The 25,745-nt window shown below is 66.9% G+C and carries 29 protein-coding genes; 22 read left to right on the forward strand and 7 right to left on the reverse strand.

All coding sequences use genetic code 11. From position 1 onward, the window contains the following. Window positions 1-66: 66 nt before the first annotated feature. On the forward strand, window positions 67-1,059 hold the full coding sequence (locus tag AC07WC_RS10250) for an LLM class flavin-dependent oxidoreductase (protein WP_495209897.1): 993 nt from the start codon (window positions 67-69) through the stop codon (window positions 1,057-1,059). A 98-nt stretch (window positions 1,060-1,157) separates the two neighbouring features. Next, window positions 1,158-1,667, forward strand: a complete 510-nt coding sequence (locus AC07WC_RS10255) for a pyridoxamine 5'-phosphate oxidase family protein (RefSeq protein WP_495209898.1) — start codon at window positions 1,158-1,160, stop codon at window positions 1,665-1,667. Window positions 1,668-1,772: 105 nt separating this feature from the next. On the opposite strand, the gene AC07WC_RS10260 is transcribed toward AC07WC_RS10255, so the two are convergent. Then, window positions 1,773-2,432: an exopolysaccharide biosynthesis protein gene (locus AC07WC_RS10260; protein WP_495209899.1), complete on the reverse strand. Its 660-nt coding sequence runs from the start codon at window positions 2,430-2,432 to the stop codon at window positions 1,773-1,775. Beyond that, complete coding sequence (locus tag AC07WC_RS10265) at window positions 2,416-3,726, reverse strand: hemolysin family protein (RefSeq protein ID WP_495209900.1); 1,311 nt, start codon at window positions 3,724-3,726, stop codon at window positions 2,416-2,418. Before AC07WC_RS10265 ends, AC07WC_RS10260 begins: the two co-directional genes overlap by 17 nt. 282 nt (window positions 3,727-4,008) lie before the next feature. Between AC07WC_RS10265 and AC07WC_RS10270 the strand changes: the two genes are divergently transcribed. Beyond that, window positions 4,009-4,635, forward strand: a complete 627-nt coding sequence (locus tag AC07WC_RS10270; RefSeq protein WP_019183345.1) for a DUF47 domain-containing protein — start codon at window positions 4,009-4,011, stop codon at window positions 4,633-4,635. Window positions 4,636-4,648: 13 nt separating this feature from the next. Next, window positions 4,649-5,770 (forward strand): inorganic phosphate transporter, encoded by a 1,122-nt coding sequence (locus AC07WC_RS10275; protein ID WP_495209901.1) that lies wholly within the window; start codon window positions 4,649-4,651, stop codon window positions 5,768-5,770. A 117-nt stretch (window positions 5,771-5,887) separates the two neighbouring features. Here AC07WC_RS10275 and AC07WC_RS10280 read toward each other — a convergent pair whose 3' ends face one another. Both AC07WC_RS10280 and parE read right to left on the reverse strand, forming a co-directional pair. After that, complete coding sequence (locus tag AC07WC_RS10280) at window positions 5,888-6,460, reverse strand: GNAT family N-acetyltransferase (RefSeq protein ID WP_495209902.1); 573 nt, start codon at window positions 6,458-6,460, stop codon at window positions 5,888-5,890. 189 nt (window positions 6,461-6,649) lie between these two features. Beyond that, on the reverse strand, window positions 6,650-8,539 hold the full coding sequence (gene parE, locus AC07WC_RS10285; RefSeq protein ID WP_495209903.1) for a DNA topoisomerase IV subunit B: 1,890 nt from the start codon (window positions 8,537-8,539) through the stop codon (window positions 6,650-6,652). A gap of 163 nt (window positions 8,540-8,702) precedes the next feature. Here parE and AC07WC_RS10290 point away from each other — a divergent pair, with 163 nt between their 5' ends. From AC07WC_RS10290 to truD, 9 genes are all read left to right on the forward strand, one after another. Next, window positions 8,703-8,942, forward strand: coding sequence for a hypothetical protein (locus AC07WC_RS10290; RefSeq protein ID WP_176989627.1), 240 nt, complete (start codon window positions 8,703-8,705; stop codon window positions 8,940-8,942). Between the two features lie 378 nt (window positions 8,943-9,320). Next, window positions 9,321-10,985, forward strand: coding sequence for a CTP synthase (pyrG, locus tag AC07WC_RS10295; protein WP_495209904.1), 1,665 nt, complete (start codon window positions 9,321-9,323; stop codon window positions 10,983-10,985). 105 nt (window positions 10,986-11,090) lie between these two features. Continuing rightward, on the forward strand, window positions 11,091-11,921 hold the full coding sequence (gene kdsA / locus AC07WC_RS10300; protein ID WP_019183338.1) for a 3-deoxy-8-phosphooctulonate synthase: 831 nt from the start codon (window positions 11,091-11,093) through the stop codon (window positions 11,919-11,921). Then, window positions 11,921-12,334 carry a hypothetical protein gene (locus AC07WC_RS10305; protein ID WP_495209905.1) on the forward strand — a complete coding sequence of 138 codons (414 nt, stop codon included), beginning with the start codon at window positions 11,921-11,923 and terminating at the stop codon, window positions 12,332-12,334. Before kdsA ends, AC07WC_RS10305 begins: the two co-directional genes overlap by 1 nt. A gap of 66 nt (window positions 12,335-12,400) precedes the next feature. Beyond that, a complete protein-coding gene (eno, locus tag AC07WC_RS10310; RefSeq protein ID WP_495209906.1) occupies window positions 12,401-13,687 on the forward strand; it encodes a phosphopyruvate hydratase in 1,287 nt (428 codons plus the stop codon). A gap of 4 nt (window positions 13,688-13,691) precedes the next feature. Continuing rightward, window positions 13,692-14,042: a cell division protein FtsB gene (gene ftsB / locus AC07WC_RS10315; RefSeq protein ID WP_495209907.1), complete on the forward strand. Its 351-nt coding sequence runs from the start codon at window positions 13,692-13,694 to the stop codon at window positions 14,040-14,042. After that, window positions 14,039-14,737 (forward strand): 2-C-methyl-D-erythritol 4-phosphate cytidylyltransferase, encoded by a 699-nt coding sequence (gene ispD / locus AC07WC_RS10320; RefSeq protein WP_495209948.1) that lies wholly within the window; start codon window positions 14,039-14,041, stop codon window positions 14,735-14,737. Before ftsB ends, ispD begins: the two co-directional genes overlap by 4 nt. 37 nt (window positions 14,738-14,774) lie before the next feature. Next, on the forward strand, window positions 14,775-15,272 hold the full coding sequence (gene ispF, locus AC07WC_RS10325) for a 2-C-methyl-D-erythritol 2,4-cyclodiphosphate synthase (protein WP_495209908.1): 498 nt from the start codon (window positions 14,775-14,777) through the stop codon (window positions 15,270-15,272). Then, the gene (gene truD, locus AC07WC_RS10330; RefSeq protein ID WP_495209909.1) at window positions 15,269-16,306 is read left to right on the forward strand and encodes a tRNA pseudouridine(13) synthase TruD; all 1,038 of its coding nucleotides are present in this window, start codon (window positions 15,269-15,271) and stop codon (window positions 16,304-16,306) included. Before ispF ends, truD begins: the two co-directional genes overlap by 4 nt. 122 nt (window positions 16,307-16,428) lie before the next feature. Here truD and AC07WC_RS10335 read toward each other — a convergent pair whose 3' ends face one another. Further along, on the reverse strand, window positions 16,429-16,968 hold the full coding sequence (locus tag AC07WC_RS10335; protein ID WP_495209910.1) for a Smr/MutS family protein: 540 nt from the start codon (window positions 16,966-16,968) through the stop codon (window positions 16,429-16,431). A 186-nt stretch (window positions 16,969-17,154) separates the two neighbouring features. Here AC07WC_RS10335 and surE point away from each other — a divergent pair, with 186 nt between their 5' ends. Genes surE through AC07WC_RS10355 form a run of 4 tightly spaced genes read left to right on the forward strand, consistent with a single transcriptional unit; the run spans window position 17,155 to window position 20,015 of the window. Beyond that, window positions 17,155-17,934 (forward strand): 5'/3'-nucleotidase SurE, encoded by a 780-nt coding sequence (surE, locus tag AC07WC_RS10340; protein ID WP_019183330.1) that lies wholly within the window; start codon window positions 17,155-17,157, stop codon window positions 17,932-17,934. Continuing rightward, the gene (locus AC07WC_RS10345) at window positions 17,931-18,608 is read left to right on the forward strand and encodes a protein-L-isoaspartate(D-aspartate) O-methyltransferase (RefSeq protein ID WP_495209911.1); all 678 of its coding nucleotides are present in this window, start codon (window positions 17,931-17,933) and stop codon (window positions 18,606-18,608) included. Before surE ends, AC07WC_RS10345 begins: the two co-directional genes overlap by 4 nt. Before the next feature lie 19 nt (window positions 18,609-18,627). Further along, window positions 18,628-19,242 (forward strand): YqaA family protein, encoded by a 615-nt coding sequence (locus AC07WC_RS10350; RefSeq protein WP_019183328.1) that lies wholly within the window; start codon window positions 18,628-18,630, stop codon window positions 19,240-19,242. Then, window positions 19,239-20,015, forward strand: a complete 777-nt coding sequence (locus AC07WC_RS10355) for a peptidoglycan DD-metalloendopeptidase family protein (protein WP_495209912.1) — start codon at window positions 19,239-19,241, stop codon at window positions 20,013-20,015. Before AC07WC_RS10350 ends, AC07WC_RS10355 begins: the two co-directional genes overlap by 4 nt. Before the next feature lie 52 nt (window positions 20,016-20,067). On the opposite strand, the gene AC07WC_RS10360 is transcribed toward AC07WC_RS10355, so the two are convergent. Beyond that, entirely contained in the window at window positions 20,068-20,442 is a 375-nt protein-coding gene (locus AC07WC_RS10360; protein WP_495209913.1) for an Mth938-like domain-containing protein, read from the reverse strand. A gap of 13 nt (window positions 20,443-20,455) precedes the next feature. Further along, window positions 20,456-20,761: a ribosome assembly RNA-binding protein YhbY gene (yhbY, locus tag AC07WC_RS10365; RefSeq protein WP_019183325.1), complete on the reverse strand. Its 306-nt coding sequence runs from the start codon at window positions 20,759-20,761 to the stop codon at window positions 20,456-20,458. 65 nt (window positions 20,762-20,826) lie between these two features. Here yhbY and rlmE point away from each other — a divergent pair, with 65 nt between their 5' ends. The 5 genes from rlmE (at window position 20,827) to miaA (ending at window position 25,674) form a co-directional block, all read left to right on the forward strand. Beyond that, on the forward strand, window positions 20,827-21,459 hold the full coding sequence (gene rlmE / locus AC07WC_RS10370; RefSeq protein WP_088432257.1) for a 23S rRNA (uridine(2552)-2'-O)-methyltransferase RlmE: 633 nt from the start codon (window positions 20,827-20,829) through the stop codon (window positions 21,457-21,459). A gap of 53 nt (window positions 21,460-21,512) precedes the next feature. Continuing rightward, the gene (gene ftsH, locus AC07WC_RS10375; protein ID WP_495209914.1) at window positions 21,513-23,453 is read left to right on the forward strand and encodes an ATP-dependent zinc metalloprotease FtsH; all 1,941 of its coding nucleotides are present in this window, start codon (window positions 21,513-21,515) and stop codon (window positions 23,451-23,453) included. A gap of 100 nt (window positions 23,454-23,553) precedes the next feature. Continuing rightward, window positions 23,554-23,739 carry a hypothetical protein gene (locus AC07WC_RS10380; protein WP_495209915.1) on the forward strand — a complete coding sequence of 62 codons (186 nt, stop codon included), beginning with the start codon at window positions 23,554-23,556 and terminating at the stop codon, window positions 23,737-23,739. A gap of 82 nt (window positions 23,740-23,821) precedes the next feature. Next, entirely contained in the window at window positions 23,822-24,721 is a 900-nt protein-coding gene (gene folP, locus AC07WC_RS10385; protein WP_495209916.1) for a dihydropteroate synthase, read from the forward strand. Next, on the forward strand, window positions 24,721-25,674 hold the full coding sequence (gene miaA / locus AC07WC_RS10390; protein WP_495209917.1) for a tRNA (adenosine(37)-N6)-dimethylallyltransferase MiaA: 954 nt from the start codon (window positions 24,721-24,723) through the stop codon (window positions 25,672-25,674). Before folP ends, miaA begins: the two co-directional genes overlap by 1 nt. The last annotated feature ends 71 nt before the right edge of the window (window positions 25,675-25,745 follow it).

Here is a 25,745-nt window from a genome sequence, read left to right on the forward strand (position 1 = left end):
CGGCGGTGGCAAACCGCGCGGACAGCCCCATCTCAGTGAGATATCTCCTGGTTGGAACGAGCATTCATGATGCAGCTGTCGATTCTTGATCTGGCGCCGGTCTGCGAAGGCAGCGACACCACGCAGGCCTTCGCCAACATGCTGGACCTGGCCCAGCACGCCGAAGGCTGGGGCTTCCACCGCTACTGGCTGGCCGAACACCACAACATGCCGGGCATCGCCAGCGCCGCGACGGCGGTGCTGATCGGCCATGTGGCCGGGGGCACCAGGCGCATCCGCGTCGGCGCCGGCGGCATCATGCTGCCCAACCACTCGCCGCTGCAGGTGGCCGAACAGTTCGGCACGTTGGCCTCGCTGTACCCCGACCGCATCGACCTGGGCCTCGGCCGCGCGCCCGGCACCGATCAGCCGACCGCCCGTGCGCTGCGCCGTTACTTCGACAGCGCCGATCAGTTCCCGCAGGACGTGCGCGAGCTGCTGCATTACTTCGAGCCCGCGCAGAAGGGCCAGGCCGTGCGTGCGGTGCCCGGTGCAGGCATTCCAGTGCCGGTGTGGCTGCTGGGCTCGAGCCTGTTCAGTGCACGCCTGTCGGCGGCGATGGGCCTGCCGTTCGCGTTCGCCTCGCACTTCGCCCCGGACGCGATGGACGAAGCGCTGGCGGTCTACCGCCGCGAGTTCCGCGCCTCGCAGTATCTGCAGGCACCCTACGCGGTGCTGGGCCTGAACGTGGTCGCCAGCGATTCCGAAGCCGACGCCAAGCGCCTGTTCACCACTCAGCAGCAGAGTTTCGTCAATCTGCGCCGTGGCCTGCCGGGCCTGATTCCGCCGCCGATCGACGACATCGAAGTGTTCTGGCAGCCGCACGAAAAGGTGGGTGTGCAGAACGCGCTGGCCTGCGCGGTGGTCGGTGACGTGAAGCAGGTCCAAGAAGGCCTGGCCGCGTTCGTGGCGCGGCACAAGCCGGACGAAGTGCTGGTCACCGCCAACATCTACGACCACGCTGCGCGCAAGCGCTCGTTCGGGCTGGCGATGCAGGCGTGGCGCGCACTGCAGGTGTGATGCCAAGGACGCGTGCGAAGAAGGCGTGACCGCGCGGTTCACGTCGCCGTAGCCGCCGATCGGCTGTGATGGTGGCTCCCCTTGCAGGAGTCACCCCCATGGCCGAACACGATCGCCAGCAGCACATCAAGCAACTGGCCGAACTGATCCGCGACGTCGATATCGCGATGTTCACCACGGTCGGCGCGGACGGGCGTCTGTTCAGTCGTCCGCTGGGCACGCAGGAAGTCGAGTTCGATGGCGACCTCTGGTTCGCCACCGAAGCCGACAGCCCCAAGGTCGCCGAGATCGCGGCCAACCCGCGCGTCAACGTCGCCTACGCCTCGCCCTCGGGCAACACGTATGTCTCGGTTTCGGGCCTCGCCCGCGTGGTGAACGATCGCGCCAGGATCGATGAACTGTGGTCGCCGGCGATGAAGATTTTCTTCCCGGGTGGCAAGGACGACCCGAACCTGCGCCTGATCCACGTCAGCGCCGAATCGGCCGAATACTGGGATGGCCCGGGTGGCCTGCTCGGCAAGGCCCTTTACTTCGTGCTGTCGGCCGTGACCGATGACCCGGGCGCGATGTCCGACACCGGCACGGTGGATCTCAAGCGCGGCGTCTGACCGCGTTCAACGGGGCCGGCCATGCGCCGGCCGTTGGCATGCTGAAGCCGGCCGCGGGGTCGGCTTTTTTCATGGTGGAACGCGTGCAGGGGCGCCGCGGCGCTTTCAGCCGAACCAGCGCTGGAAGAGATCCACCGTAAAGCCCACCAGGTGGCCCGAACTGAAACCGAAGAACAGCACGGCAGCCACTGCGCCGATCCAGTTGACCAGCATCAGCACGCCGTCACGTTCCAGCAGGGCCAAGGCGAACAGCAGCAGCTGGAACCCGAACAGGTAATTGGTCAGCGGGATCGGCAGCGACAGCAGGACGCCGATCAGGATCAGCAGCAGCCCGCTGAAGGCATGCGCCGGCAGCGGCACCAGCAGTCCGGCCATCCGCGGTTTGAGCAGGCGGTCCAGCCGCCGCAGCGGGCCATCGATCCGTTCCAGGAAGCGATGCATGGTGCCGCGCTTGGGCCCACGGTTGCGGATGAAGCCCGGCAGCCAGGGCCGGCGCATGCCGCACAGCATCTGCGCACCGATCAGTATCACCAGCGGCCCACTGACCGCACCGCCGATCCCGGGAATCGGAATGAAGGCCGGCAGGATCGCCACGAACAGGAATACACCGAACGCGCTCTGCTGCAGATCCTGCAGGATCTGGCCCAGCAGCAGCCGTTCCTCCGGGTCACCGTGGTCGAACATCGCCAGCAGGGTGCGGATACCCTCGTTGCGGTACTGCGGCCGCGTCGGCTCCGGCGGCGTCGGCTCACCCGGTGATGTCATCGGTTTCGTCTTCGCTCAGGGTGCGCAGCAGCAGCTTGTCGACACGGGCACCGTCGAGATCGACGATCTCGATGCGCCAGCCGGCCCAATCGAAGTACTCGCCCGCATGCGGGATGCGGCCGAAATAGTGGATGCACATGCCGGCCAGGGTGTAGTAATCGCCATCGTCGGCATCGGGCAGCTCGGCGTTGCCCATCAGTTCGCGCAGGTCCTCGATCGACAGCGAGCCATCGACCAGGAACGAGCCGTCCTCGCGGGTCACGACCAGCGCGTCCTCGTCCACGTTCTCCACCGACTGCAGGCGACCGACCACCGCGCCCATCAGGTCGCTGATGGTGACCAGGCCCTGGATCTCGCCGTACTCGTCCACCACCAGCGCCATCGACTGCTGCTCCTCGCGGAAGATCTCCAGCAGCTTCATCGCGTGGGTGGACTCGGAGACGTACAGCGGCTCGCGCAGGTTCTGGAACAGCGAGTGGTCATCGCGGACCAGGCGCGTCACCAGGCTTTTGACTTCCAGCACGCCCACGATGTCCTGGTCGTTGTCGCGGAACACCGGGTAACGCGAGAACTCGTTCTCGCGCATGGTGGCGATGTTCTTTTCCGGATCGGCCTGGGTATCCAGCCAGGCGATCCGGTTACGCGGGGTCATCAGGCTGTCGGCGGTGCGGTCGCCCAGGCGCATCACGCGATTCATCATGTCGCGCTCGTGGGCGTCGATCACGCCGGCCTCGTGGCTTTCGGCCACCAGCATGCGGATCTCTTCTTCGGTGACCGAGGCGGCCTCGTCCTTGCCCAGGCCGAGCACGCGCAGCACCAGCCGGGTGCTGTGCGAGAGCAGCCACACTGCCGGGAAGGCGATCCGGGACAGCCAGCCCATCGGCCATGCGACCAGGCCGGCGATATCTTCCGAGCGCGTGATCGCGAGGCGTTTGGGGACCAGTTCGCCGAAGATCAGCGTCAGGAAGGTGATCAGGGCGACCGCCAGGGCCTTGCCCACCTCACTGGAGTAGGCGAACGCGGGGACGATGCCGTGCAGCCACTCGGCGATGGCCAGGCCGATCGCCTCACCGCCGAACACGCCGGTCAGGATGCCGATCAGGGTGATGCCGATCTGGACCGTGGACAGGAAGCTTTCCGGCTTCTCGGACAGGGCCAGGGCGCGCTCGGCGCGTTTGCTGGAGGCGGCCATCTGCTTGAGCCGGCTCTTGCGCGAGGTCATGACCGACATCTCGGACATGGCGAAGAAGCCGTTGAGCAGGATCAGGGCAAGGACGATAAGCAGTTCAAACACGGGCAGCATCCCCGGTTGGTGGCAGGGAGGGCGTGTTCAAGCGATGTCGGCGACCGGAGGGCGCGTGAGCGCGGCGGTGCGGCGGGGGGTAAGGGTCGTCGTCCATAGAGTGCACCCGAAGGTGCCCGCGCATCTTAACAAAAGGCCGGGGCAGGGATGCAATCAGGGTCGTTCAGGCAGGGCCGCGGGAGCGTGAAGATGACAGGGAGTACCCGGATTGGACATCAAACCGTCATAATTCCGCCCGGTGCCGTCCTTCCTCGACGGCGAATAGGTTTCTCAATGTTCTCTCTGCAGACCATTTTTGGCTCCGGCAAACAGTTCTACACCCTGCTGGACGAGGCTGCCCAAGCCGCCCAGGACAGCGCCAAGGCGCTGCACGCGATGCTGCGCGAAGCGGACCGCCAGCCGGCGCTGGACGCCTTCAAGCTGGCCCGCCTGCGCGAGCGCGCCGCTTCGGACAAGATCAGCCAGGCGCTGGTCGACAGCTTCATGACCCCGATCGAGCGCGAAGACATCGAAGCGCTGGGTTCGGCGCTGTACAAGATTCCCAAGCAGATCGAGAAGTTCGCCGATCGCTATTCGCTGGCGACCCAGCACCTGGAACACATCGATTTCGCGCCGCGCGCGGCGATGCTGGAGCAGGCCGCCAGCGTAGTGGTGGAGATGGTGGGCGACCTGCGCCACATGAACCTGGACCGGATGACCGCGCTCAACGAGAAGCTGCGCTCGCTGGAGAACGAAGCCGACCGCCTGATGCTCGAGCTGTACCGCGACATCTATTCCGGCCGCCTGGACAGCCTGCAGATGTTCCTGCTCAAGGAATTCTTCGAGATCCTGGAGAAGGCCATCGATCGTTGCCGCGAGGCCGGCGTGGTCGCGTACCAGATCGTCTTGAAGAACAGCTGACGGACACCACAGCATGCTGACCCTTGTTCTGGTGGTGATCCTGGCCGCGCTCGTCTTCGAGTTCATCAACGGCTTCCACGACACCGCCAACTCCATCGCCACCGTGGTGGCGACCAAAGTGCTCTCGCCTGGCTGGGCGGTGATGCTCGCCGCGTTCATGAATCTGATCGGCGCGCTCACCGGCACCGCCGTCGCGCTGACCATCGCCTCGGGCCTGCTCAACACCAACGTGGTCGATGTGACCCCGCAGGTGATCCTGTGCGCGCTGCTGGGCGGCATCATCTGGAACCTGATCACCTGGTGGAAGGGACTGCCTTCCTCGTCCTCGCATGCCCTGATCGGTGGCCTGTGCGGCGCCGGCCTGGCTGCGGCCCACAACAACTGGGACGCGTTGATCTGGTCCGAGCGCATCGGCACCTGGGCCCAGAACAAGGGCCTGCTGTGGAAGGTGTTCCTGCCGATGATCACTTCGCCGATCGCCGGCTTCCTGCTCGGCATCGCGGTGATGCTGCTGCTGTGGGGCCTGATCGCGGGCATGGCGAAGATCGGTGGCTTCCTGGGCCGTCTGGCGCGCCCGCGCATCGTCAATGCGTTCTTCGGCAAGGCCCAGATCGTCTCGGCGGCCTACATGGGCTTCGCCCACGGCCACAACGATGCACAGAAGACCATGGGCATCATCGCCATGACGCTGATCGGTGCCGAGGCGACCGGTGCGCTGAACGACCTGCCGTCCGGGCTGGCCTTCATGCACCCGGATGCGACCGCCGGTGACGGCATCGCGATGTGGATCGTGCTGACCTGCGCCGTGGTGATGGCGGCCGGTACCGCCTCGGGTGGCTGGAAGATCATCAAGACCCTGGGCCACAAGATGGTCAAGTTGCATCCGATCCACGGCTTCGCCGCGGAAACCAGTTCGGCCACCATCCTGACCGTGGCGGCGCACTTCGGCATGCCGGTCTCGACCACGCATAGCATCTCCACCGCGATCATGGGCGTGGGCTTCGCCAAGAACCCGCGTTCGCTGCGCTTCGGCGTGATCGAGCGGATCGTGTGGGCGTGGATCCTGACGATCCCGGCCGCCGGCGGCTGTGCGTACCTGATCCTGCGGCTGTTCGAAATGTTCGGCTGGGCCTGATCGGTCCACCCGTTTGAACATCGAAACGCTCGCCGCAAGGCGGGCTTTTTCGTGGGCGTGGGCACGCCCGGCAGGGCGGGGCGAGGTCGGTACCCGCAGGGTGGCGCCGCGCCGGCTTCATCGCGGCGCCGGGTCGGCCCGATCCTGCCACTCGCGGGCCAGCAGGCCGTAGACGGCTGAATCGGAGACCTCGCCGGCGACCCGCCAGCGCTCCCGCAGCAGTCCTTCGCGCTGGAACCCGATCCGTTCCAGCACCTTCGCCGAAGGTATGTTGCGCGGATCGATCTCCGCTTCCAGCCGACGCATGCGCAACTCATCGAACAGGTAGGCCGCGAACCGTGACAGTGCCTCGTGCATGTAGCCCTTGCCCTGGGCCGACGGCGCCAGGTGATAGCCGATCTCCGCGCGCCTGGACGTCTCGTCGATCGCGAACACGACCACGATGCCCAGCAGCGGCCCGTCCGCGAGCTCACGGATCGCCAGCTTCAACTGCGTGCCCGCGTCCAGCGCGGCCAGATCGTCGAGGATCTGCACGTAGGCCTGCTTGAGGTCGGTCCACGCCGGATGGTTCCAGTAGCGCATGCCCGCACGGTCGGACTGGATCGCGAACAACGCCTGCGCGTCCGTGGAGCGGATCGGTGTCAGCACCAGGCGTGCGCTCACCAGTTGCAGGGTGGGATCGAACGGCATGGGGATTCCTGCGAGTGCGGTGACGCCACGGTAATTCTTCCCGCCGCATGCATCCATGCCTGGCGCGACAGCAAAGAAAAAACCCGCCGGGAGGCGGGTTCTTTCGGTGTCACATGAGGCGGATCAGACTTCCAGCGAGGCCAGATCGCCCTTCTTTCAGACTTCCAGCGAGGCCAGATCGCCCTTCTTTCAGACTTCCAGCGAGGCCAGATCGCCCTTCTTTTCCAGCCAGCCCTTGCGGTCGCTGGCGCGCTTCTTGGCCAGCAGCATGTCCATCAGCGAATGGGTCTGCTCACCATCGTCGATGGTCAGCTGCACCAGGCGGCGGGTATCGGGATGGATGGTGGACTCGCGCAGCTGCTGGGGGTTCATTTCGCCCAGGCCCTTGAAGCGGGTCACGCTCACCTGGCCCTTGATCTTCTCGCGCTCGATCTTGTCCAGCATCGTGCGCTTCTCTTCCTCGTCCAGGGCGTAGAACACCTGCTTGCCCACGTCGACACGGAACAGCGGCGGCATCGCCACGAACACGTGGCCGGCATCGACCAGCGCCGGGAAGTGCTTGAGGAACAGCGCGGTCAGCAGGGTCGCGATGTGCAGGCCGTCCGAGTCGGCGTCGGCCAGGATGACGACCTTGCCGTAGCGCAGGCCGGCGATGTCTTCCTTGCCCGGATCGCAGCCGATCGCGATGGCCAGGTTGTGCACTTCCTCCGAAGCCAGCACGCTGCCCGAGGACACTTCCCAGGTGTTGAGGATCTTGCCGCGCAGCGGCAGGATCGCCTGGAAATCCTTGTCGCGGGCCTGCTTGGCACTGCCGCCGGCGGAGTCGCCTTCGACCAGGAACAGCTCGGTCCGCGACAGGTCCTGGCTGATGCAGTCGGCCAGCTTGCCGGGCAGGGCCGGGCCCTGGGTGACCTTCTTGCGGGTCACCAGCTTTTCGGTCTTCAGGCGCGCACTGGCGCGCTCGATGGCCAGCTGGGCGATCTTCTCGCCGATGTCCACGTTCTGGTTGAGCAGCAGGCTGAAGGCATCGTGTGCGGCGCCTTCAACGAAGCCGGCCGCCTGGCGCGAGGACAGGCGTTCCTTGGTCTGGCCGCTGAACTGCGGGTCGGTCATCTTCAGCGACAGCACGAACGACACGCGGTCCCAGACATCTTCCGGGGCCAGCTTGACGCCACGCGGCAGCAGGTTGCGGAAGTCGCAGAACTCGCGCAGCGCCTCGGTCAGGCCGGTGCGCAGGCCATTGGCATGGGTGCCGTGTTGGGCGGTCGGGATCAGGTTGACGTAGCTTTCCTGGACCAGCTCGCCCTCGGGAATCCAGGCCAGGGCCCAGTCCACCACCTCGTTTTCCTTCTTCAGGTGGCCCACGAACAGGTCGGCCGGCAGCATCTCGCGCTCGCCGAGCTCGGCCTTGAGGTAATCGCTCAGGCCATCTTCGTAGTACCAGGTGTCCTGCTCGCCGGTGGCTTCATCGTGCAGCTTCACGGTCAGGCCCGGGCACAGCACGGCCTTGGCGCGCAGCAGGTGGCGCAGCGCGCGCAGGTTGTACTTGGGCGTATCGAAGTACTTCGGGTCGGCCCAGAAGCGCACGCGGGTACCGGTGTTCTTCCTGCCGACGCTGCCAACCACTTCCAGCGGGGTGGCGCGGTCGCCGTTGCGGAAGGTGATGCGGTGTTCGCTGCCGTCGCGCTTGATATGCACTTCGACCAGGGTGGACAACGCGTTGACCACGCTGACGCCAACGCCATGCAGGCCGCCGGAGAAGGTGTAGTTCTTGTTGTTGAACTTGCCGCCCGCATGCAGGCGGGTCAGGATCAGTTCGACGCCGGGGATCTTCTCCTCGGGGTGGATGTCCACGGGCATGCCACGGCCGTCATCGCTGACCTCGCAGCTGCCGTCCTTGAACAGCGTGACTTCGACCGTGTGGGCATGTCCGGCCAGGGCTTCGTCGACGGCATTGTCGATGACTTCCTGCGCCAGATGGTTCGGGCGCGCGGTGTCGGTGTACATGCCGGGGCGGCGCTTGACCGGGTCCAGGCCGGACAGGACTTCAATATCGGCGGCGTTATAGCGGGCGTTCATCTGTCTTCATAAAGCGCAATGCGACGGCGAAGTTTGCGGTCTGGACGGGTTTTTTGCACGCCACACGTTCAGGGGGCGGCCGACCGGGGCACGATAGACTGTGCTGGATGGGAAACCGGACCTACCGGCGCCCCATTCCATGCCATACCGCGAGGAGCACCCCATGAAGAAGTTGCTGACCATCGTTGCCATCGCCGCCGCCGTGGTGGCCGTGCCCATGGCACTGGCCCAGAACGCCGGACAGGGCCAGCCCACGCCGCAGCAGGGCGAACAGGCCGACAAGGCGCAGGCCGAGGCGGACGCCAAGGCCAAGCGCCGCGCCGCCGCCACGGCCGAAATGAAGGCCAGGGGCGAGCAGGCCCCGCAGAAGGAGGAAGAGGAAGAAGCGCGGAAGAAGCGCTGATTCCTGTTGCCTGACCACAGACGCCCCGGCCTGGCCGGGGCGTTTTTTATGTGAAGACCGTCATCCGCCCCTTGGGCTGGAGGCCGTCAATCTGTAAACTATGGCTTTCCGGGAGTAGTGCGTGTCATCCATCAGCGAATGGACTGGCCTGATCGTGCGCGATCGCCAGCAGGGTAGGCAGGAGGTGACGGTCCAGACAGCGGCCGGCACGGCTGACCCGACGTCGCTGACCCACTCCCGCACCGCATCCCCCCTGATCCCGGCCTTGGCGCGTGAATCCTCCGCTGCCGCCCGGCCCGCCCCGATTTCTCCCTTCACGTCGTCCGTCGCCCTGCGCGCCGGCGCCGTTTCCCCCTTCCTGACAGGACACCCCCAGCCATGACTCCCTTGATCTTCGTAACCGGCGGCGTAGTGTCCTCGCTCGGCAAAGGTATTGCCGCCGCGTCGCTTGCCGCCATCCTCGAGGCCCGTGGCCTGCGGGTGACGATGATGAAGCTCGATCCGTACATCAACGTCGACCCGGGCACCATGAGCCCGTTCCAGCACGGTGAGGTCTACGTCACCGACGACGGCGCCGAGACCGATCTGGACCTGGGCCATTACGAGCGCTTCGTGCGCACCCGCCTGAGCCGCAAGAATTCGGTCACCACCGGCCGCATCTACGAGAACGTGATCCGCAAGGAGCGCCGCGGCGACTACCTGGGCGCCACCGTGCAGGTCATCCCGCACATCACCGATGAGATCCGCCGCTGCATGGACGAGGCCACCGAAGGCTTCGACGTGGCGCTGGTGGAGATCGGCGGCACCGTGGGCGACATCGAGTCGCTGCCGTTCCTGGAGGCGATCCGCCAGGTGCGCACCGAGCGCGGCCCGGAGAAGGCGCTGTTCATGCACCTGACCCTGGTGCCGTACATCGCCGCCGCCGGCGAACTGAAGACCAAGCCGACCCAGCACTCGGTCAAGGAACTGCGCTCGATCGGCATCCAGCCGGACGTGCTGCTGTGCCGTTCCGAGCAGGTGGTCCCGGATTCGGAGCGTCGCAAGATCGCCCAGTTCACCAACGTCTCCGAGCGCGCCGTGATCAGCGTGCCGGACGTGGACGTGCTGTACCGCATTCCGATGGGCCTGCACGCGCAGGGCCTGGATGACATCGTCATCAACCAGCTCAAGCTCGGCGACAAGGCCGGCCCGGCCGATCTGGCCGAGTGGGAAGCGGCGGTGGATGCCACCCTGCACCCGCTGGACGAGGTCACCATCGCGGTGGTCGGCAAGTACGTCGATCACCAGGACGCCTACAAGTCGGTCGGCGAGGCGCTCAAGCACGGCGGTCTGCGCCAGCGCACCAAGGTCAACCTGAAATGGCTCGAAGCACAGGAGCTGGAAGACAGCGACCTGGCCGCGCTCAGGGATGTCGACGGCATCCTGGTGCCGGGCGGCTTCGGTGACCGCGGTTTCGAAGGCAAGGTGCTGACCTCGCAGTTCGCCCGTGAGCAGCACGTGCCGTACTTCGGCATCTGCTATGGCATGCAGGCTGCGGTGGTCGATTTCGCCCGCCACGTGGCGGGCCTGGAAGGCGCCAACAGCACCGAGAACGACCGCCAGTCGCCGAACCCGGTGATCGGCCTGATCACCGAATGGCGCACCGCCACCGGCGATGTCGAGAAGCGTGACGACAAGAGCGATCTGGGCGGCACCATGCGCCTGGGCCTGCAGGAGCAGCGCCTGAAGCCGGGCACGCTGGCCCGCGAGCTGTACGGCAAGGACGTGGTGTCCGAGCGGCATCGCCACCGTTACGAGTTCAACAACCGCTATCGCACCCAGCTGGAAGATGCGGGCCTGGTGATCGCTGGCAAGTCGATGGACGACACCCTGGTGGAAGTCATCGAGCTGCCGCGCGACCAGCACCCGTGGTTCCTGGCCTGCCAGGCGCACCCGGAGTTCCTGTCCACCCCGCGCGAAGGCCACCCGCTGTTCATCGGCTTCATCCGTGCCGCGCGCGAGCGCAAGGCCGGTGGCAAGCTGGCGCAGGACGCCGCCGCCTGATCGGCACGCCGCACTTGCAGTGGGGGCCGCGTGCCCCCATTGCAGAGCGCTAATCACCCACGGCGGCTGGCCAGGCCAGTGTTCGCCGGACAACAAGGAAACGCCATGAAACTGTGTGGATTCGACGTCGGGCTGGACCAGCCCCTGTTCCTGATCGCCGGCCCGTGTGTGATCGAGTCGATGCAGCTGCAGCTGGACGTGGCTGGCAAGTTGAAGGAAATCACCGATCGCCTCGGCATCAACTTCATCTTCAAGTCGAGCTTCGACAAGGCCAACCGCACCTCGGGCACCGCCTTCCGCGGCCCGGGCATGGAAGAGGGCCTGAAGGTCCTGGCCGAAGTGAAGAAGCAGATCGGCGTGCCGGTGCTGACCGACGTCCACGAGTACACCCCGATGGACGAAGTGGCCTCGGTGGTGGACGTGCTGCAGACGCCGGCTTTCCTGGTCCGGCAGACCGATTTCATCACCAAGGTGTGCGCGGCCGGCAAGCCGGTCAACATCAAGAAGGGCCAGTTCCTCTCGCCGTGGGACATGAAGCCGGTCGTCGAGAAGGCCAAGGCCACCGGCAACCAGGACATCATGGTCTGCGAGCGCGGTGCCAGCTTCGGCTACAACAACCTGGTCAGCGACATGCGTTCGCTGTCGGTGATGCGCGATACCGGCTGCCCGGTCGTGTTCGATGCCACCCATTCGGTGCAGCTGCCGGGCGGGCAGGGCAACAGCTCCGGCGGCCAGCGCGAGTTCGTGCCGGTGCTGGCGCGCGCGGCGGTGGCGGTTGGTGTGTCGGGCCTGTTCGCCGAGACCCATCCGGATCCGTCCAAGGCGCTGTCCGATGGCCCGAATGCATGGCCGCTGGACCGCATGGAAGAACTGCTCGAAACCCTGATGGAACTCGACGCGGTCACCAAGAAGCACGGGTTCTCGCGCTTCGCATGATGGCCGACATTCCGCCGTCACCCGCGGTGCGCCGCGGCTGGCGCGGCTGGGCCTGGGGCTGGATCGCGCTGGGTGCGGCGATCACCGCCTGGGGTGGGGTGTTCGTGCTGGTCCTGCTGGTGTTTGCCAGCGTCGGCACGCCCGGCGATGGCGACAACGCGCTGCGCTCGGTACGGCCGCTGCTGTTGGTCACGCTGTCGCTGACCGGTACTGTCGCGCTGGTCTGTGTCACCGCCAGCGTGCTCGCATTCCGGCTGCGCCGGCAGGCGGCTGGCGGCGGTGCCGCGCTGGCCCTGCTGGGCCTGTTGCTGCTGGTCTTGTTGATCCCCTCGTTGACCTCGCGCCACGCCGGCGTGGCCGGGGTACTGCCGTCCGCCACGCCGATTTGGCAAGTGGCGGGTGTGCAGGGATAATCACGCGGCATGTTTTCGGCGCTGCGTTGGCGGCGCCTCCCCTCTCTGACTGGTAACCGGCCCGCTATGACCACGATCCGCAGCATCCACGCCCGTGAAATCCTCGACAGCCGTGGCAACCCCACGCTGGAAGCCGAAGTCATCCTCGAGGACGGCTCGTTCGGTCGTGCCGCGGTGCCGTCGGGCGCCTCGACCGGCACCAAGGAAGCGGTGGAACTGCGTGACGGCGACAAGACCCGTTACCTGGGCAAGGGCGTGCGCAACGCCGTGTCCAACGTCAACACCACGATCGCCACGGCGCTGAAGGGCTTCGATGCCGCCGACCAGGAAGGCCTCGACCGCCGCCTGATCGATCTGGACGGCACCGAGAACAAGGGCCGCCTGGGCGCGAATGCGCTGCTGGCGGTTTCGCTGGCCAATGCGCATGCCGTGGCCGCCTCGAAAAAGCAGGCGCTGTGGCAGCACCTGGCCAACGGGCGCGACGTGACCCTGCCGGTGCCGATGATGAACATCATCAACGGCGGCGCGCACGCCGACAACAACGTCGATTTCCAGGAGTTCATGGTGCTGCCGGTCGGCTTCACCTCGTTCTCCGAGTCGCTGCGCGCCGGCACCGAAATCTTCCATTCGCTCAAGTCGGTGCTCAAGGGCCATGGCCTGAGCACGGCGGTGGGTGACGAAGGTGGCTTCGCGCCGGACTTCCGCAGCAACGTCGAAGCGCTGGACACCATCCTGGAAGCGATCGGCAAGGCCGGCTACACCGCCGGTGAAGACGTGCTGCTGGGCCTGGACGTGGCCTCCAGCGAGTTCTACGAGAACGGCAAGTACAACCTGGTCGGCGAGAACAAGCGCCTGACCTCCGAGCAGTTCGTCGACTTCCTCGCCGACTGGGCCGCGCAGTACCCGATCATCACCATCGAAGACGGCCTGGCCGAGAACGACTGGGCCGGCTGGAAGCTGCTGACCGACCGCATCGGCAACAAGGTGCAGCTGGTCGGTGACGATCTGTTCGTCACCAACCCGAAGATCTTCAAGGAAGGCATCGAGTCCGGCACCGCCAACGCGATCCTGATCAAGGTCAACCAGATCGGCACCCTGACCGAGACCCTGGAAGCGATCGCCATGGCGCACGCAGCCAACTACGCCTCGATCGTCTCGCACCGTTCGGGCGAAACCGAAGACACCACCATCGCCGACATCGCCGTGGCCACCACCGCCACCCAGATCAAGACCGGCTCGCTGTGCCGCAGCGATCGCGTGGCCAAGTACAACCAGCTGCTGCGTATCGAGGAAGCCCTCGGTGCCGGCGCGCGTTACGCGGGTCGTGACGCGTTCGTGTCGCTGAAGCGCTGATCGCATGCGCAACTGGCGCTGGCTGCTGCTGGTGCTCGCGCTGCTGCTCGCGTGGCTGCAGTACCGCTTCTGGTTTGGGCCGGGCAACTCGGGCGAGGTGATGATGCTCGAGGCCCAGGTCGAGAACCAGAAGCGGGACAACGCCGGTCTGCAGCAGCGCAATGACGCGCTGGCTGCCGAGGTCAAGGACCTCAAGGAAGGCGAGGCGGCCATCGAAGAACGCGCGCGCAGCGAGTTGGGCATGATCAAGCCCGGCGAGAAGTTCTACCGCGTGGTCGAAGACGCGCCGGTGCCGCCGCCGCGTGCCCCGACCGCCGTTTCCGATCCGGATGCCCCGCACCAGGACGTGCCCTGATGGCCGGCATCTGGGCGGTGGTTCCCGCCGCTGGCCGGGGTACCCGCTTCGGCGGGCCCACGCCCAAGCAGTATCTACTGGCCGGCGACCGCGTGTTGCTGGCCCATACCCTCGAGGCCTTGCTGTCGCACCCGGTGGTGGCCGGGGTGATGGTGGTGGTCGCCGAGGACGACGCCGACTGGCCAGGCTGGCAGTCGTTGGCGGACAAACCCATCCTGACCTGCATCGGCGGGGCGACCCGCGCCGGCTCGGTGCTGGCCGGACTGCGCGCCTTGCCCGATGACGTGCGCGCCGATGATTTCGTGCTGGTGCACGACGCCGCACGCCCCAACCTGGCTGCTGCCGACCTGGGCCGTCTGCTGGAAGTGGGGCGTGCCGATCCGGTCGGCGCGATCCTGGCCGCACCGGTGCGCGACACCCTCAAGCGTGCCGGCGACGACGGCGGCATCGATGCCACCGAGCCGCGCGAGCGCCTGTGGCGTGCACTGACCCCACAGCTGTTCCGCCGCCACCAGTTGGCGCGCGCGCTGCAGGAGGCCGCCGACGCCGGCGTGGAGGTCACCGACGAAGCCATGGCCATGGAACGCCAGGGGCTGCGCCCGCTGCTGGTGGAAGGCAGCGAAGACAACTTCAAGGTCACCACCCCGGCTGATCTGTCCCGTTTCGAATTCGTGTTGTCGCGTCGCGAACCCTGACGTCCGCACGCGCCACACCCAACCGCAGGTTCCCGCAATGACCACGCCACAGTTCCCTCCCTTCCGCATCGGACAGGGCTACGACGTCCATGCCTTCGGCGAGGGTGACCACGTCATGCTCGGTGGCATCCGTGTCGAGCACAGCTGTGGCGTGCTCGCGCACAGCGATGGCGATGTGATCCTGCACGCCCTGTGCGATGCCATGCTCGGTGCACTGGCGCTGGGTGACATCGGCGTGCATTTCCCGCCGACCGACATGCGCTGGAAGGGTGCGGACAGCGCGCACCTGCTTGAGCACTGCAACGGCCTGCTGCGCGAGCGCGGCTGGCAGGTCGGCAACACCGACATCACCGTGATCTGCGAGCGGCCCAAGGTCGGTCCGCACGCGCTGGCCATGCGTGAGCGCATCGCCGCCGTGCTCGGGATCGCGCTGGACCGCGTCAGCGTCAAGGCGACCACCTCGGAAAAGCTGGGCTTCACCGGCCGCAGCGAGGGCATCGCAGCCCAGGCCAGCGTGCTGCTGGTGGCGCTGTGATCCCGTTGCCGCTGGCGTTCGGTGCGCCGCTGCTCACCGCGAAGATCCGGACCACGCCCGAAGATTTCCAGGTCGACGAACTGCCGGCGTTCGAGCCGAGCGGCGAGGGCGAACACCTGCTGCTGACGATCCGCAAGCGCGGCGCGAACACCGTGCATGTCGCCAAGGTGCTGGCCAGATGGGCCGGGCTGCCGGACATGGCGGTCAGCTATGCGGGCATGAAAGACCGCCATGCGGTCACCACGCAGCGTTTCAGCGTGCACCTGCCCAAGCGCGTGGCGCCGGATCCGGCGCTGCTGGCCTCCGATGAAATCGAGGTGGTCGAATCGACCTGGCACAACCGCAAGCTGCAGCGCGGTGCGCTGGCCGGCAATCGCTTCAAGCTGGTCCTGCGCGACGTGCAGGGCGATGCCGCCGCCATCGAAGCGCGGCTTTCCCACATCGCCTCGCGCGGCCTGCCCAACTGGTTCGGTGAGCAGCGCTTCGGTCGCGATGGCGGCAACGTGCCGGCGGCGCTGGCGATGTTCGGCGGCCGCCGCATGCGCCCGGACCAACGCTCGCTGCTGCTCTCGGCGGCCCGCTCGGCGTTGTTCAACCAGGTGCTGGCCGCGCGCGTGGAGCAGGGCAACTGGGACGCGCCGCTGGACGGTGAGGTCTGGATGCTCGATGGCAGCCGCAGCGTGTTCGGCCCGGAGCCGTGGACGGATCTGCTGGCCGATCGTCTTGGCCGCTTCGACATCCATCCCAGTGGCCCGTTGTGGGGCGAGGGCGAACTGCGCAGCACCGCTGCCGCCGCCGAGCTGGAGCTGGGCGCGGTCTCGGACGAACAGTCGCTCGCGCTGCGGGCCGGCCTGGAAAGTGCCCGGCTGAAGCAGGAACGGCGCGCGCTGCGCCTGCGCCCGGCGATGCTGCAGCATCAGTGGCTGGCCCCGGATGTGCTGGAGCTCAGCTTCGCGCTGCCGCCGGGGTGCTATGCCACGGCGGTGCTGCATGAGCTTGGGCCGGTGGAAGACGCCAGCCAGTCCGACACCTGAGCCGTGTAGAGCCGACCGTGGGTCGGCTGTGCGGTGTGGGAGTTTCCGGTGCCGCGCTGGAAGGCAGCCGACCAACGGTCGGCTCTACCGTGCGTGCGGTGGCGGTGATTCCGGGGCCGGCGTCAGCGGTTGCCCAGCAGCACCAGCACCGCGCCGGTGCCGCCCTGGCCGGCGGGCGCGGAATGGAACGCCAGCACATCGTTGCGCAGGCGCAGCAGACGATCAACCAGATTCTTCAGCACCGGTGCACCGCCATCGGATTGCAGCCCCTTGCCGTGGATGATGCGCACGCAGCCGTACTCATGGGCATGTGCGTCCACCAGGAACTGGCGCACCAGCGTCTCGGCCTGCGCCACCGTCGCGCCATGCAGGTCCAGCTCGTCCTGCACCGAATACTGGCCGCGCTTGAGCCGCTGGAACATCCGGGGCGGCAGGTTCTCGCGCCGGTAGCTGGCGGTGTCACCGGCCTCCAGCGGACTGCTGTCGCGCAGCAGGCGGGCGAATTCGCCACGGGCGTCCTGTTCATCCTGTTCGGCCATGCGCGCGCGCGGCTTGGGCCGCGGCGTGGCCGGCGGCGGGGTGACCACCTTGCGCAGCGGCGTGACCTCGCCGATGGCGGCCCGGAACAGGGCCGCAGGATCTTCGTCTTCAGGATGTGACATGCGTACAGCCTAATGGGCGGGAGGGTCGATGCCTACCGTTATCGGGGTAGGACGATCTGTCCGCTTGCGGCACAATAGCTGACGCACTTGCGCGGTCGCCGCGCTCCGTAAGGGGCAGGGCCACCGCCGCCAACAGTGGGAAGTGATGGAATCGAAGTCTTGAAAAATCAAGCGGTTAAATCGCAGATGCGGATTCTGGTCAGCAACGACGACGGTGTCGATGCGCCAGGCATCAAGATGCTCGCCACGGTATTGCGTGACGCAGGTCATGAAGTGACCGTGGTCGCCCCCGATCGTGATCGCTCCGGCGCCAGCAATTCGCTGACCCTGGACCTGCCGATCCGCATGAAGCGCATCGACCACTACACCTGCTCGGTGGCCGGCACCCCGACCGACTGCGTGCACCTGGCCCTGACCGGCATGCTCGAGTACGAGCCGGACATCGTGGTCTCGGGCATCAACAACGCGGCCAACCTCGGCGATGACGTGATCTACTCCGGCACCGTGTCCGCGGCGATGGAAGGGCGCTTCCTGGGATTGCCCGCGGTCGCGATGTCGCTGGTCACGCACAATCACGAGCCGCGCAACTTTGAAACGGCCGCCCGCGCCGCCGTGGAGATCGTCACCCGGCTCAAGGCCGACCCGCTGCCCGCCGACACCATCCTCAACGTCAACGTGCCGGACCTGCCATGGAGCGAGGTCCGGGGCTTCGAAGTGACCCGCCTGGGCAACCGTCACCGCGCCGAAGGCTGCATTGCCCAGCGCGACCCGCGCGGCAACCAGGTGTACTGGATCGGCCCGGCCGGGCGCGAACAGGACTCCGGCCCCGGCACGGATTTCCACGCGGTCCGCAACGGTTACATCTCGATCACCCCGATCCAGGTCGACCTCACCCGCTACCAGGCGCTGGAGAAGGTGGCCAGCTGGGTCGGCGGGCTGACCGCCGCGCTGGACCGACCGGCATGAGTCCACGCCTGCGCCTGCAGCCCGAAGCGGTCGGCATCGGCATGACCTCACAGCGCGTCCGCGACCGGCTGGTCGACCGCCTGCGCGACGCCGGCATCGCCGACGAAGCCACGCTCAACGCCATCCGCGTGGTGCCGCGCCATCTGTTCATCGATGAAGCGCTGGCCTCGCGTGCCTATGAAGATACCGCCCTGCCGATCGGTCACGGCCAGACCATTTCGCAGCCCTGGGTGGTCGCACGCATGACCGAAGCGGTGCTGCAGTCGGCGCCGAAGAAGGTGCTGGAAGTGGGCACCGGCTCCGGCTACCAGGCCGCCGTACTGGGCGCGATCGGGCTGGAGGTCTACACGGTCGAGCGCATCGGCGATCTGCTGCGGCAGGCGCGCAAGCGCTTCCGCGCGCTGGGCATGAACATCCGCAGCAAGCACGATGACGGCCGTATCGGCTGGGCCGAGCACGGTCCCTACGATGCGATCGTGGTGACCGCGGCGGCACCGGCGCTGGTCGATGCACTGGTCGAGCAGCTGGCCGTGGGTGGCCGCCTGGTCGCACCGGTCGGTGGCCCGGGCGCGCAGTCGCTGATCCAGTTGACCCGTCGCGACGACGGCAGTGTCGAACAGCAGGTACTGGCGCCGGTCACGTTCGTACCGTTGCTGTCTGGCATGCTGGACTGATTCCAAGGAGCGTTGCGTCATGAAGATTTTTGGTCCGCTGTACGAGCGGGCGATGAAGTGGGCCGCGCACGAGCGCGCCCCGACCTATCTGACCGTGTTGAGCTTCATCGAGGCGATCATCTTCCCGGTGATGCCCGAGGTGATGCTGGCCCCGATGTGCGTGGCCCAGCCCAAGCGCGGCTGGTGGTTCGCCACGCTCAGCCTGGCCGGCTCGATGGCCGGTGCACTGGTCGGCTATGCGTTGGGCCATTTCGCCTTCGAGGCGCTCAAGCCGGTGTTTGCCGCGCTGGGCATGCTGGGCAGCATCGAAGGCGGCATCGCCATCGTGCAGGCCAAGATGGCCGAGTCGCCGTGGGCGGTGTTCACCTTCCTGGTGCTGGGCGGCTTCATGCCGATCCCGATGAAGGTCTTCACATGGGCATCGGGTATCGTCGGCGTGCCGTTGCCGCAGTATTTCCTGAGCATGTTGATCGGCCGAGGCAAGCGCGTGTATGTGCTCGCGGCGGTCATTCGTATTGGCGGGCCGCGGGCGGAAGCTGCGCTGCGCCGTTGGATTGAACCGCTGGGCTGGATCGCGACCGCGCTGGTGGTCGTGCTGGTCGCCTGGCTTGTATGGAGGTCGAAGTTCGCATGAGTGCTGATCGTTTGAGCAAAGGAGTGCGCAGCGGCGCGCTGCTGTTGGTGGTGTCGGCGCTGAGCGCCTGTGGCACCGCGACCGTGGTGCGCCCGTCGGGGTCGGGCGGCAGCGTGGCCCACAGCACGCCGCAGAGCTCGGTGGCCAAGCCGGGCCAGACCGCGGTCGTCCGTCGTGGCGATACGCTGTATGCGCTCGCCCGCATCCACAACATCACGCCGCGCGATCTGGCTGCCTGGAACGGGTTGGCCGAGCCGTACACCATCTATCCCGGCCAATCGCTGCGCCTGTACCCCGGCGGCAGTGGCAGCCCCGGCCGCGCCCCGACCACCGTGGTCACCGCGCCGCGCCCGGGCAGCACCCCGGCCGCGACCCCGGCGCCGACCACGGCGATCAAGAGCAACATCAGCTGGCGCTGGCCGGCCGATGGTGCGATCGTCGGCCGCTTCGTGGCCGGTGAAGCGACCAAGCAGGGGGTGGACATCGCCGGTACCAGCGGCCAGCCGGTCCGAGCCACCGCGGCGGGTGTGGTGGTGTACTCCGGCGCCGGCCTGGTCGGTTTCGGCGAGCTGATCATCATCAAGCACAGCGACCAGTGGCTGTCAGCGTATGGCCACAACCGCAAGCGCCTGGTCAACGAAGGGCAGAGCGTGAAGGCCGGCGAGCAGATCGCCGAGATGGGCCGCACCGGCGCCGCGCGCGACATGCTGCACTTCGAGATCCGGTACAACGGCAAGCCGGTCGACCCGCTGCTGTACCTGCCGCCGAAGTAACCACGAAAAAGGCCGCCCCAAGGGCGGCCTTTTCTGAACGGAATTGCCGGTCTCACCCCTTCAGGATGAATGCCGCCGCCACCTTGCGACCCTCGCTGGCGAGGATGTTGAAGGTCCGTGCGGCGGCCGGGTTGTTCATCACTTCCAGTCCAATCCCCCGGGTCAGGCACGCGGCCATGACCGCCGCGGGCGGGAACACCTGGGTATCGCCCGTGCCCAGCACCACCAGCGCCGGGTTCAGCGCCAGCACCGGCTGCAGGTCTTCCGGGGTCAGGCGGGCGATGTCCGCCACCGGCCAGGCTTCGATCAGCGTGTCCGGGGCCAGGATGAAACTGGCCGCCAGGGTCCGGTCATTCACCTTCGCGCTGCGGCCATCGGCGGCACGCAGGGCATAGGCGTAGTCGGGGATTTCGTGGCTCAGCTGCATGGGCGTTCCGGGATCAGCCGCGCGGCAGGACGATCTGGCGCTGTTCCTTGCTCGGGCGGTACAGCACGGCCACGTGGCCGATGCGCTGCACCAGCGCGCTTTCGCTGGCACTGACCAGCTCAGCGATCAGGGCATCACGGGCCTCGCGATCTTCGGCAGCGACCTTGACCTTGATCAGCTCGTGGCGCTCCAGCACCTCTTCCAGTTCAGCCAGGAAGGCCGGTGTCACCCCCTTGCCGCCGATCTGGAGCAGGGCTTTCAGATCATGCGCGTGGCCGCGGAGGAAACGGGTTTGGGAAGACGTCAGGGCGATAGCCATTCAGGAACAAGCGGTTAACTGGGGCGATCAGGGTATCATGACCTCCCCATCGGACCCGCATCTCAATGGCAACCCGCAGCAAAAGCAGTCAACGTTGGTTGAAAGAGCACTTCGCCGACCCCTTCGTGAAGAAGGCCCAGGCCGAGGGCATGCGCTCGCGCGCGGCCTACAAACTGGAGGAGCTGCTGGAGCGGGATCGGCTGCTGAAGCCGCACATGGTCGTGGTCGACCTGGGCGCCGCCCCCGGCGGCTGGTCCCAGCAGGTCCGCCGCCAGATCGGCGATACCGGCCGGGTGCTGGCTCTGGACATCCTGGAGATGCCGCCGCTGGCCGGCGTGGAGTTCCTTCACGGTGACTTCAGGGAGCAAACCGTCCTATCGGAGTTCGAAGCCATGCTGGGGGATCAGCCGGTAGACCTTGTGCTCTCGGATATGGCCCCCAATAAGAGTGGAATGGACGCGGTGGACCAACCGCGGATGATGCACCTGGCGGAGTTGGCGTTGGAGTTTGCCGACAACCATCTCAAGCCCGGTGGCGCGTTCCTGATCAAGCTGTTCCAGGGCGTGGGCTTTGACGACTATGTGCGCGAAATGCGCCGCCGGTACGACAAAGTGGTGATCCGCAAGCCTGAAGCGTCCCGTAAGCGCTCGCCCGAGGTGTACGCCTTGGGGCAGGGAAAACGCGCGCAGATCAAGTAAGCTCAACCATACGAATCGCGTCAGGAATTAGAGGAACACCGGAGCCAATGAGGATGAACGACTTGACCAAGAACCTCCTGCTATGGGTGGTCGTCGCCGTCGTGCTGATGGTGGTCTTCCAGAGCTTCTCGCCGAAGAGCAGCGGAGCCGGCGCGCAGGGGGCGACGTACTCGCAGTTCCTGGACCAGGTGGACAGCGGCAACATCCAGAAAGTAGTGCTGGGCGAAATGCGTGGCGGTGCCAACGATGTGACCTATACCACCCGCAACGGCCAGACCAGCACCATCACCGCGCCCTACGATCGTGATCTGATCAACGTGCTGCGCGGCAAGAAGGTGGAATTCGAACAGGCACCTCCGTCCAGCGGCATCTCGCTGGGCGCGATCCTGATGAACTTCCTCCCGGTGATCCTGATCATCGGTTTCTGGATCTTCATCATGCGCCAGATGCAGGGCGGTGGCGGCGGGGCCAAGGGCGCGATGTCCTTCGGCAAGTCGCGCGCCAAGCTGCAGGGCGAAGACCAGATCAAGGTCACCTTTGCTGACGTCGCCGGCTGCGACGAGGCCAAGGAAGAAGTCGGCGAACTGGTCGACTTCCTGCGCGACCCGACCAAGTTCACCAAGCTGGGCGGCAAGATTCCGCGCGGCGTGCTGATGGTCGGCCCGCCGGGTACCGGCAAGACCCTGCTGGCCCGTGCGATCGCCGGTGAAGCCAAGGTCCCGTTCTTCTCGATCTCCGGTTCGGACTTCGTGGAAATGTTCGTCGGCGTCGGCGCCAGCCGCGTGCGCGACATGTTCGAGCAGGCCAAGAAGCAGGCCCCGTGCATCATCTTCATCGATGAAATCGACGCCGTCGGTCGCCATCGCGGTGCCGGCCTGGGCGGCGGTCATGACGAGCGCGAGCAGACCCTGAACCAGCTGCTGGTCGAAATGGACGGCTTCGAGGGAGGTGAGGGCGTGATCGTCATCGCCGCTACCAACCGTCCGGACGTGCTGGATCCGGCGCTGCTGCGCCCGGGCCGTTTCGACCGCCAGGTCGTGGTCGGCCTGCCGGACGTCAAGGGCCGCGAGCAGATCCTCAAGGTGCACATGCGCAAGCTGCCGCTGGCCGACGATGTCGAGCCGATGGTGATCGCGCGGGGTACCCCGGGCTTCTCCGGTGCCGACCTGGCCAACCTGGCCAACGAAGCCGCGCTGTTTGCCGCGCGTGGCGGTGAGAAGGAAGTCCGCATGGACCACTTCGACCGTGCCCGCGACAAGATCCTGATGGGTGCCGAGCGCCGTTCGATGGCGATGAGCGAAGAAGAAAAGACGCTCACCGCGTATCACGAAGCCGGCCACGCCATCGTCGGCCGCCTGGTGCCCGAGCACGATCCGGTCTACAAGGTCACCATCATTCCGCGCGGCCGCGCGCTGGGCGTGACGATGTACCTGCCGGAAGGCGACAAGTACTCGATGAACCGCGTGGCGATCGAATCGCAGCTGTGCTCGCTGTATGGCGGCCGCGTCGCCGAAGAGCTGATCTTCGGCACCGACAAGGTCACCACCGGCGCGTCCAACGACATCGAGCGCGCCACCAAGATGGCCCGCAACATGGTCACCAAGTGGGGCCTGTCCGACGAGCTCGGCCCGATCGCCTACGGCGAAGAGGACGATGAAGTGTTCCTCGGCCGTTCGGTGACGCAGCACAAGAGTGTTTCCGACGACACCGCCCGCCGCATCGACGAAGTGGTCCGCAGCATCCTGGACAAGGCCTACGCCCGTACCACCGAGCTGCTGACCGCCAACCTCGACAAGCTGCATACGATGTCCCAGCTGCTGCTGCAGTACGAGACCATCGATGCGCCGCAGATCAACGCCGTGATGGAAGGGCGCGATCCGCCGCCGCCGGCGGGCTGGGACAAGTCAGCCAGCAACAAGGATGGCGGCAACAACGACAAGGGCGGCGACGCCCGTCCGGTCGCCCCGATCGCCGGCCCCGCCGAACAGATCTGAGTGGTGCCCACGTAAGTGACGAAGGCCGGGGAAACCCGGCCTTCGTCGTTTCCGGCAGGTCATAATGAGGGCCTGTTTCCGTTCCCGTTCTGGAGTCGCCATGTCCGCCCCCCCACCGCAGCCGGTCTCGCACACCACCGAAATGGTGATCGCCACGATCGTGGGCGTGGCCATCGGCCTGACCCGCGACAACTTCCTGCTCGGCGCCGGCATCGGCATCGCGGTCGGCGTGCTGATGAGCATCGCCAAGACGGTGTACGTGGAACGCAAGCGCCGCCAGCGCTGAGGGTCGACCTCATCAGCGGGACCGGCAGGCGCTCGCGTGGTCCGGCGTAAACTACGCGCTGGCGTACTTCGTGGATCTGCCCATGTTCGACATTTCTCCCCAGCTCGATTGCGGCGGCCGTCTGTTGCGGCTGGATCGCCCGCGGGTCATGGGCATCGTCAATGTCACCCCGGATTCGTTCTCCGACGGGGGTGAGCACGACAGCGTCGAGGCTGCGGTCGCACACGGCCTGCAGCTGGTGGACGAGGGTGCCGACCTGCTCGACATCGGCGGTGAGTCGACCCGGCCTGGCAGTGCGCCGGTGCCGCTGGACGAAGAACTGCGCCGGGTCATCCCGGTGATCGAACGCCTGGCCCGCGAAACCTCCGTGCCGATCAGCATCGACACCTTCAAGCCCGAGGTGATGCGCGCCGCGGTCGCCGCCGGCGCGGGCCTGATCAATGACATCCATGCGCTGCGCCAGCCCGGCGCGCTGGAGGCTGCCGCCGAGCTCGGCGTGCCGGTGGTGCTGATGCACATGCAGGGCGAGCCGGGCAGCATGCAGGACACCCCGCATTACGACGACGTGGTCGCCGAGGTGCATCGTTTCCTGACCGAACGCATGTTCCAGGCCGAGATGGCCGGCGTGGCCAAGAAGCACCTGATCATCGATCTGGGCTTCGGCTTCGGCAAGACCACCGAACACAACATGATCCTGCTGGCGCGCTCGGACCGTTTTCTTGAGCTTGGTGTCCCGATGTTGGCCGGCCTGTCGCGCAAGCGCAGCATCGGTGAGCTGACCGGCCGTGAGCAGCCGCGTGACCGCGTGGCCGGTTCGGTCGCCGCGCACCTGATCGCCGCCCAGCGTGGTGCGATGCTGCTGCGCGTGCACGACGTCGCGGCCACGGTCGATGCCCTGAAGGTGTGGGCGGCGGTCGATGCCGTGCCGATGCCGCGGGTGTCTGCCGCGCCGACGATGCCGCGCTGGCCGGACGAGGACTGATGGCCGTCGACCAGCGACCGCTGGCGATCGCGGTGATGGGCCCGACCGCCTCGGGCAAGACCGCGACCGCGATCGCCCTGGCCCGGCAGTTCGACGGTGAAATCGTCAGCGTCGATTCGGCACTGGTCTACCGCGGGCTGGACATCGGGTCGGCCAAGCCCGATGCGGGCGAGCGTGCGCAGGCGCCGCACCATCTGCTTGACGTGCGTGACCCGTGGCAGACCTATTCGGCGGCGGAGTTCGCCGGCGATGCCGCCCGGGCCGTCCGCGGCATCATCGCCCGCGGGCGCATGCCGATCCTGGCCGGCGGCACCGGCCTGTACTTCCGCGCCCTGCTGCAGGGGCTGTCGCCGATGCCCGAAGCCGACCCGGCAATGCGCGTGCAGATCGCCGCCGAGGCAGCGGAGCAGGGCTGGGCGGCGATGCACGCGCAACTGGCCGGGGTTGACCCCGCCGCCGCCAAGCGGATCCATGCCACCGATCCGCAGCGCATCCAGCGGGCGCTGGAGGTGTATCGACTGACCGGGACCCCGATCAGCGACTGGCAGAAGCTGCCCGGCGTGGACCGGCTGCCGGTGCGAGCACTGAAGCTGGTGTTGGCCCCGCGTGAACGGAAGGTACTGCACCAGCGCATCGAAACCCGTTTCGACGCGATGCTCGCCCAGGGCTTCCTGGAGGAAGTACGCGGCCTGCGCGCCCTGCCGGCCATGGCCGACGTCGCCGCACCGCTGGATCTGCCAGCGGTGCGCGCGGTGGGCTACCGGCAGGCCTGGGAATACCTGGACGGGCAGGGCACGGCCGCCGAGTTCCGTGACCGTGGCATCCAGGCCACCCGGCAGCTGGCCAAGCGCCAGCTGACCTGGTTGCGCGGGGAGCTTGATGCGCGCTGGTTCGATCCCCATCTAGACAACGCTTCCCTGGCGGATGCGGTGTCGACCTTCGTCGCACGCTGAGTCCACGCCTTCACGCGCCTGCGCCGTGTACCATCAAAGGTTCCGGCGGGCGGCGGGGGCCGTGGCAACTG

Source organism: Stenotrophomonas sp. GW821-FHT01H02A, from assembly GCF_059422145.1.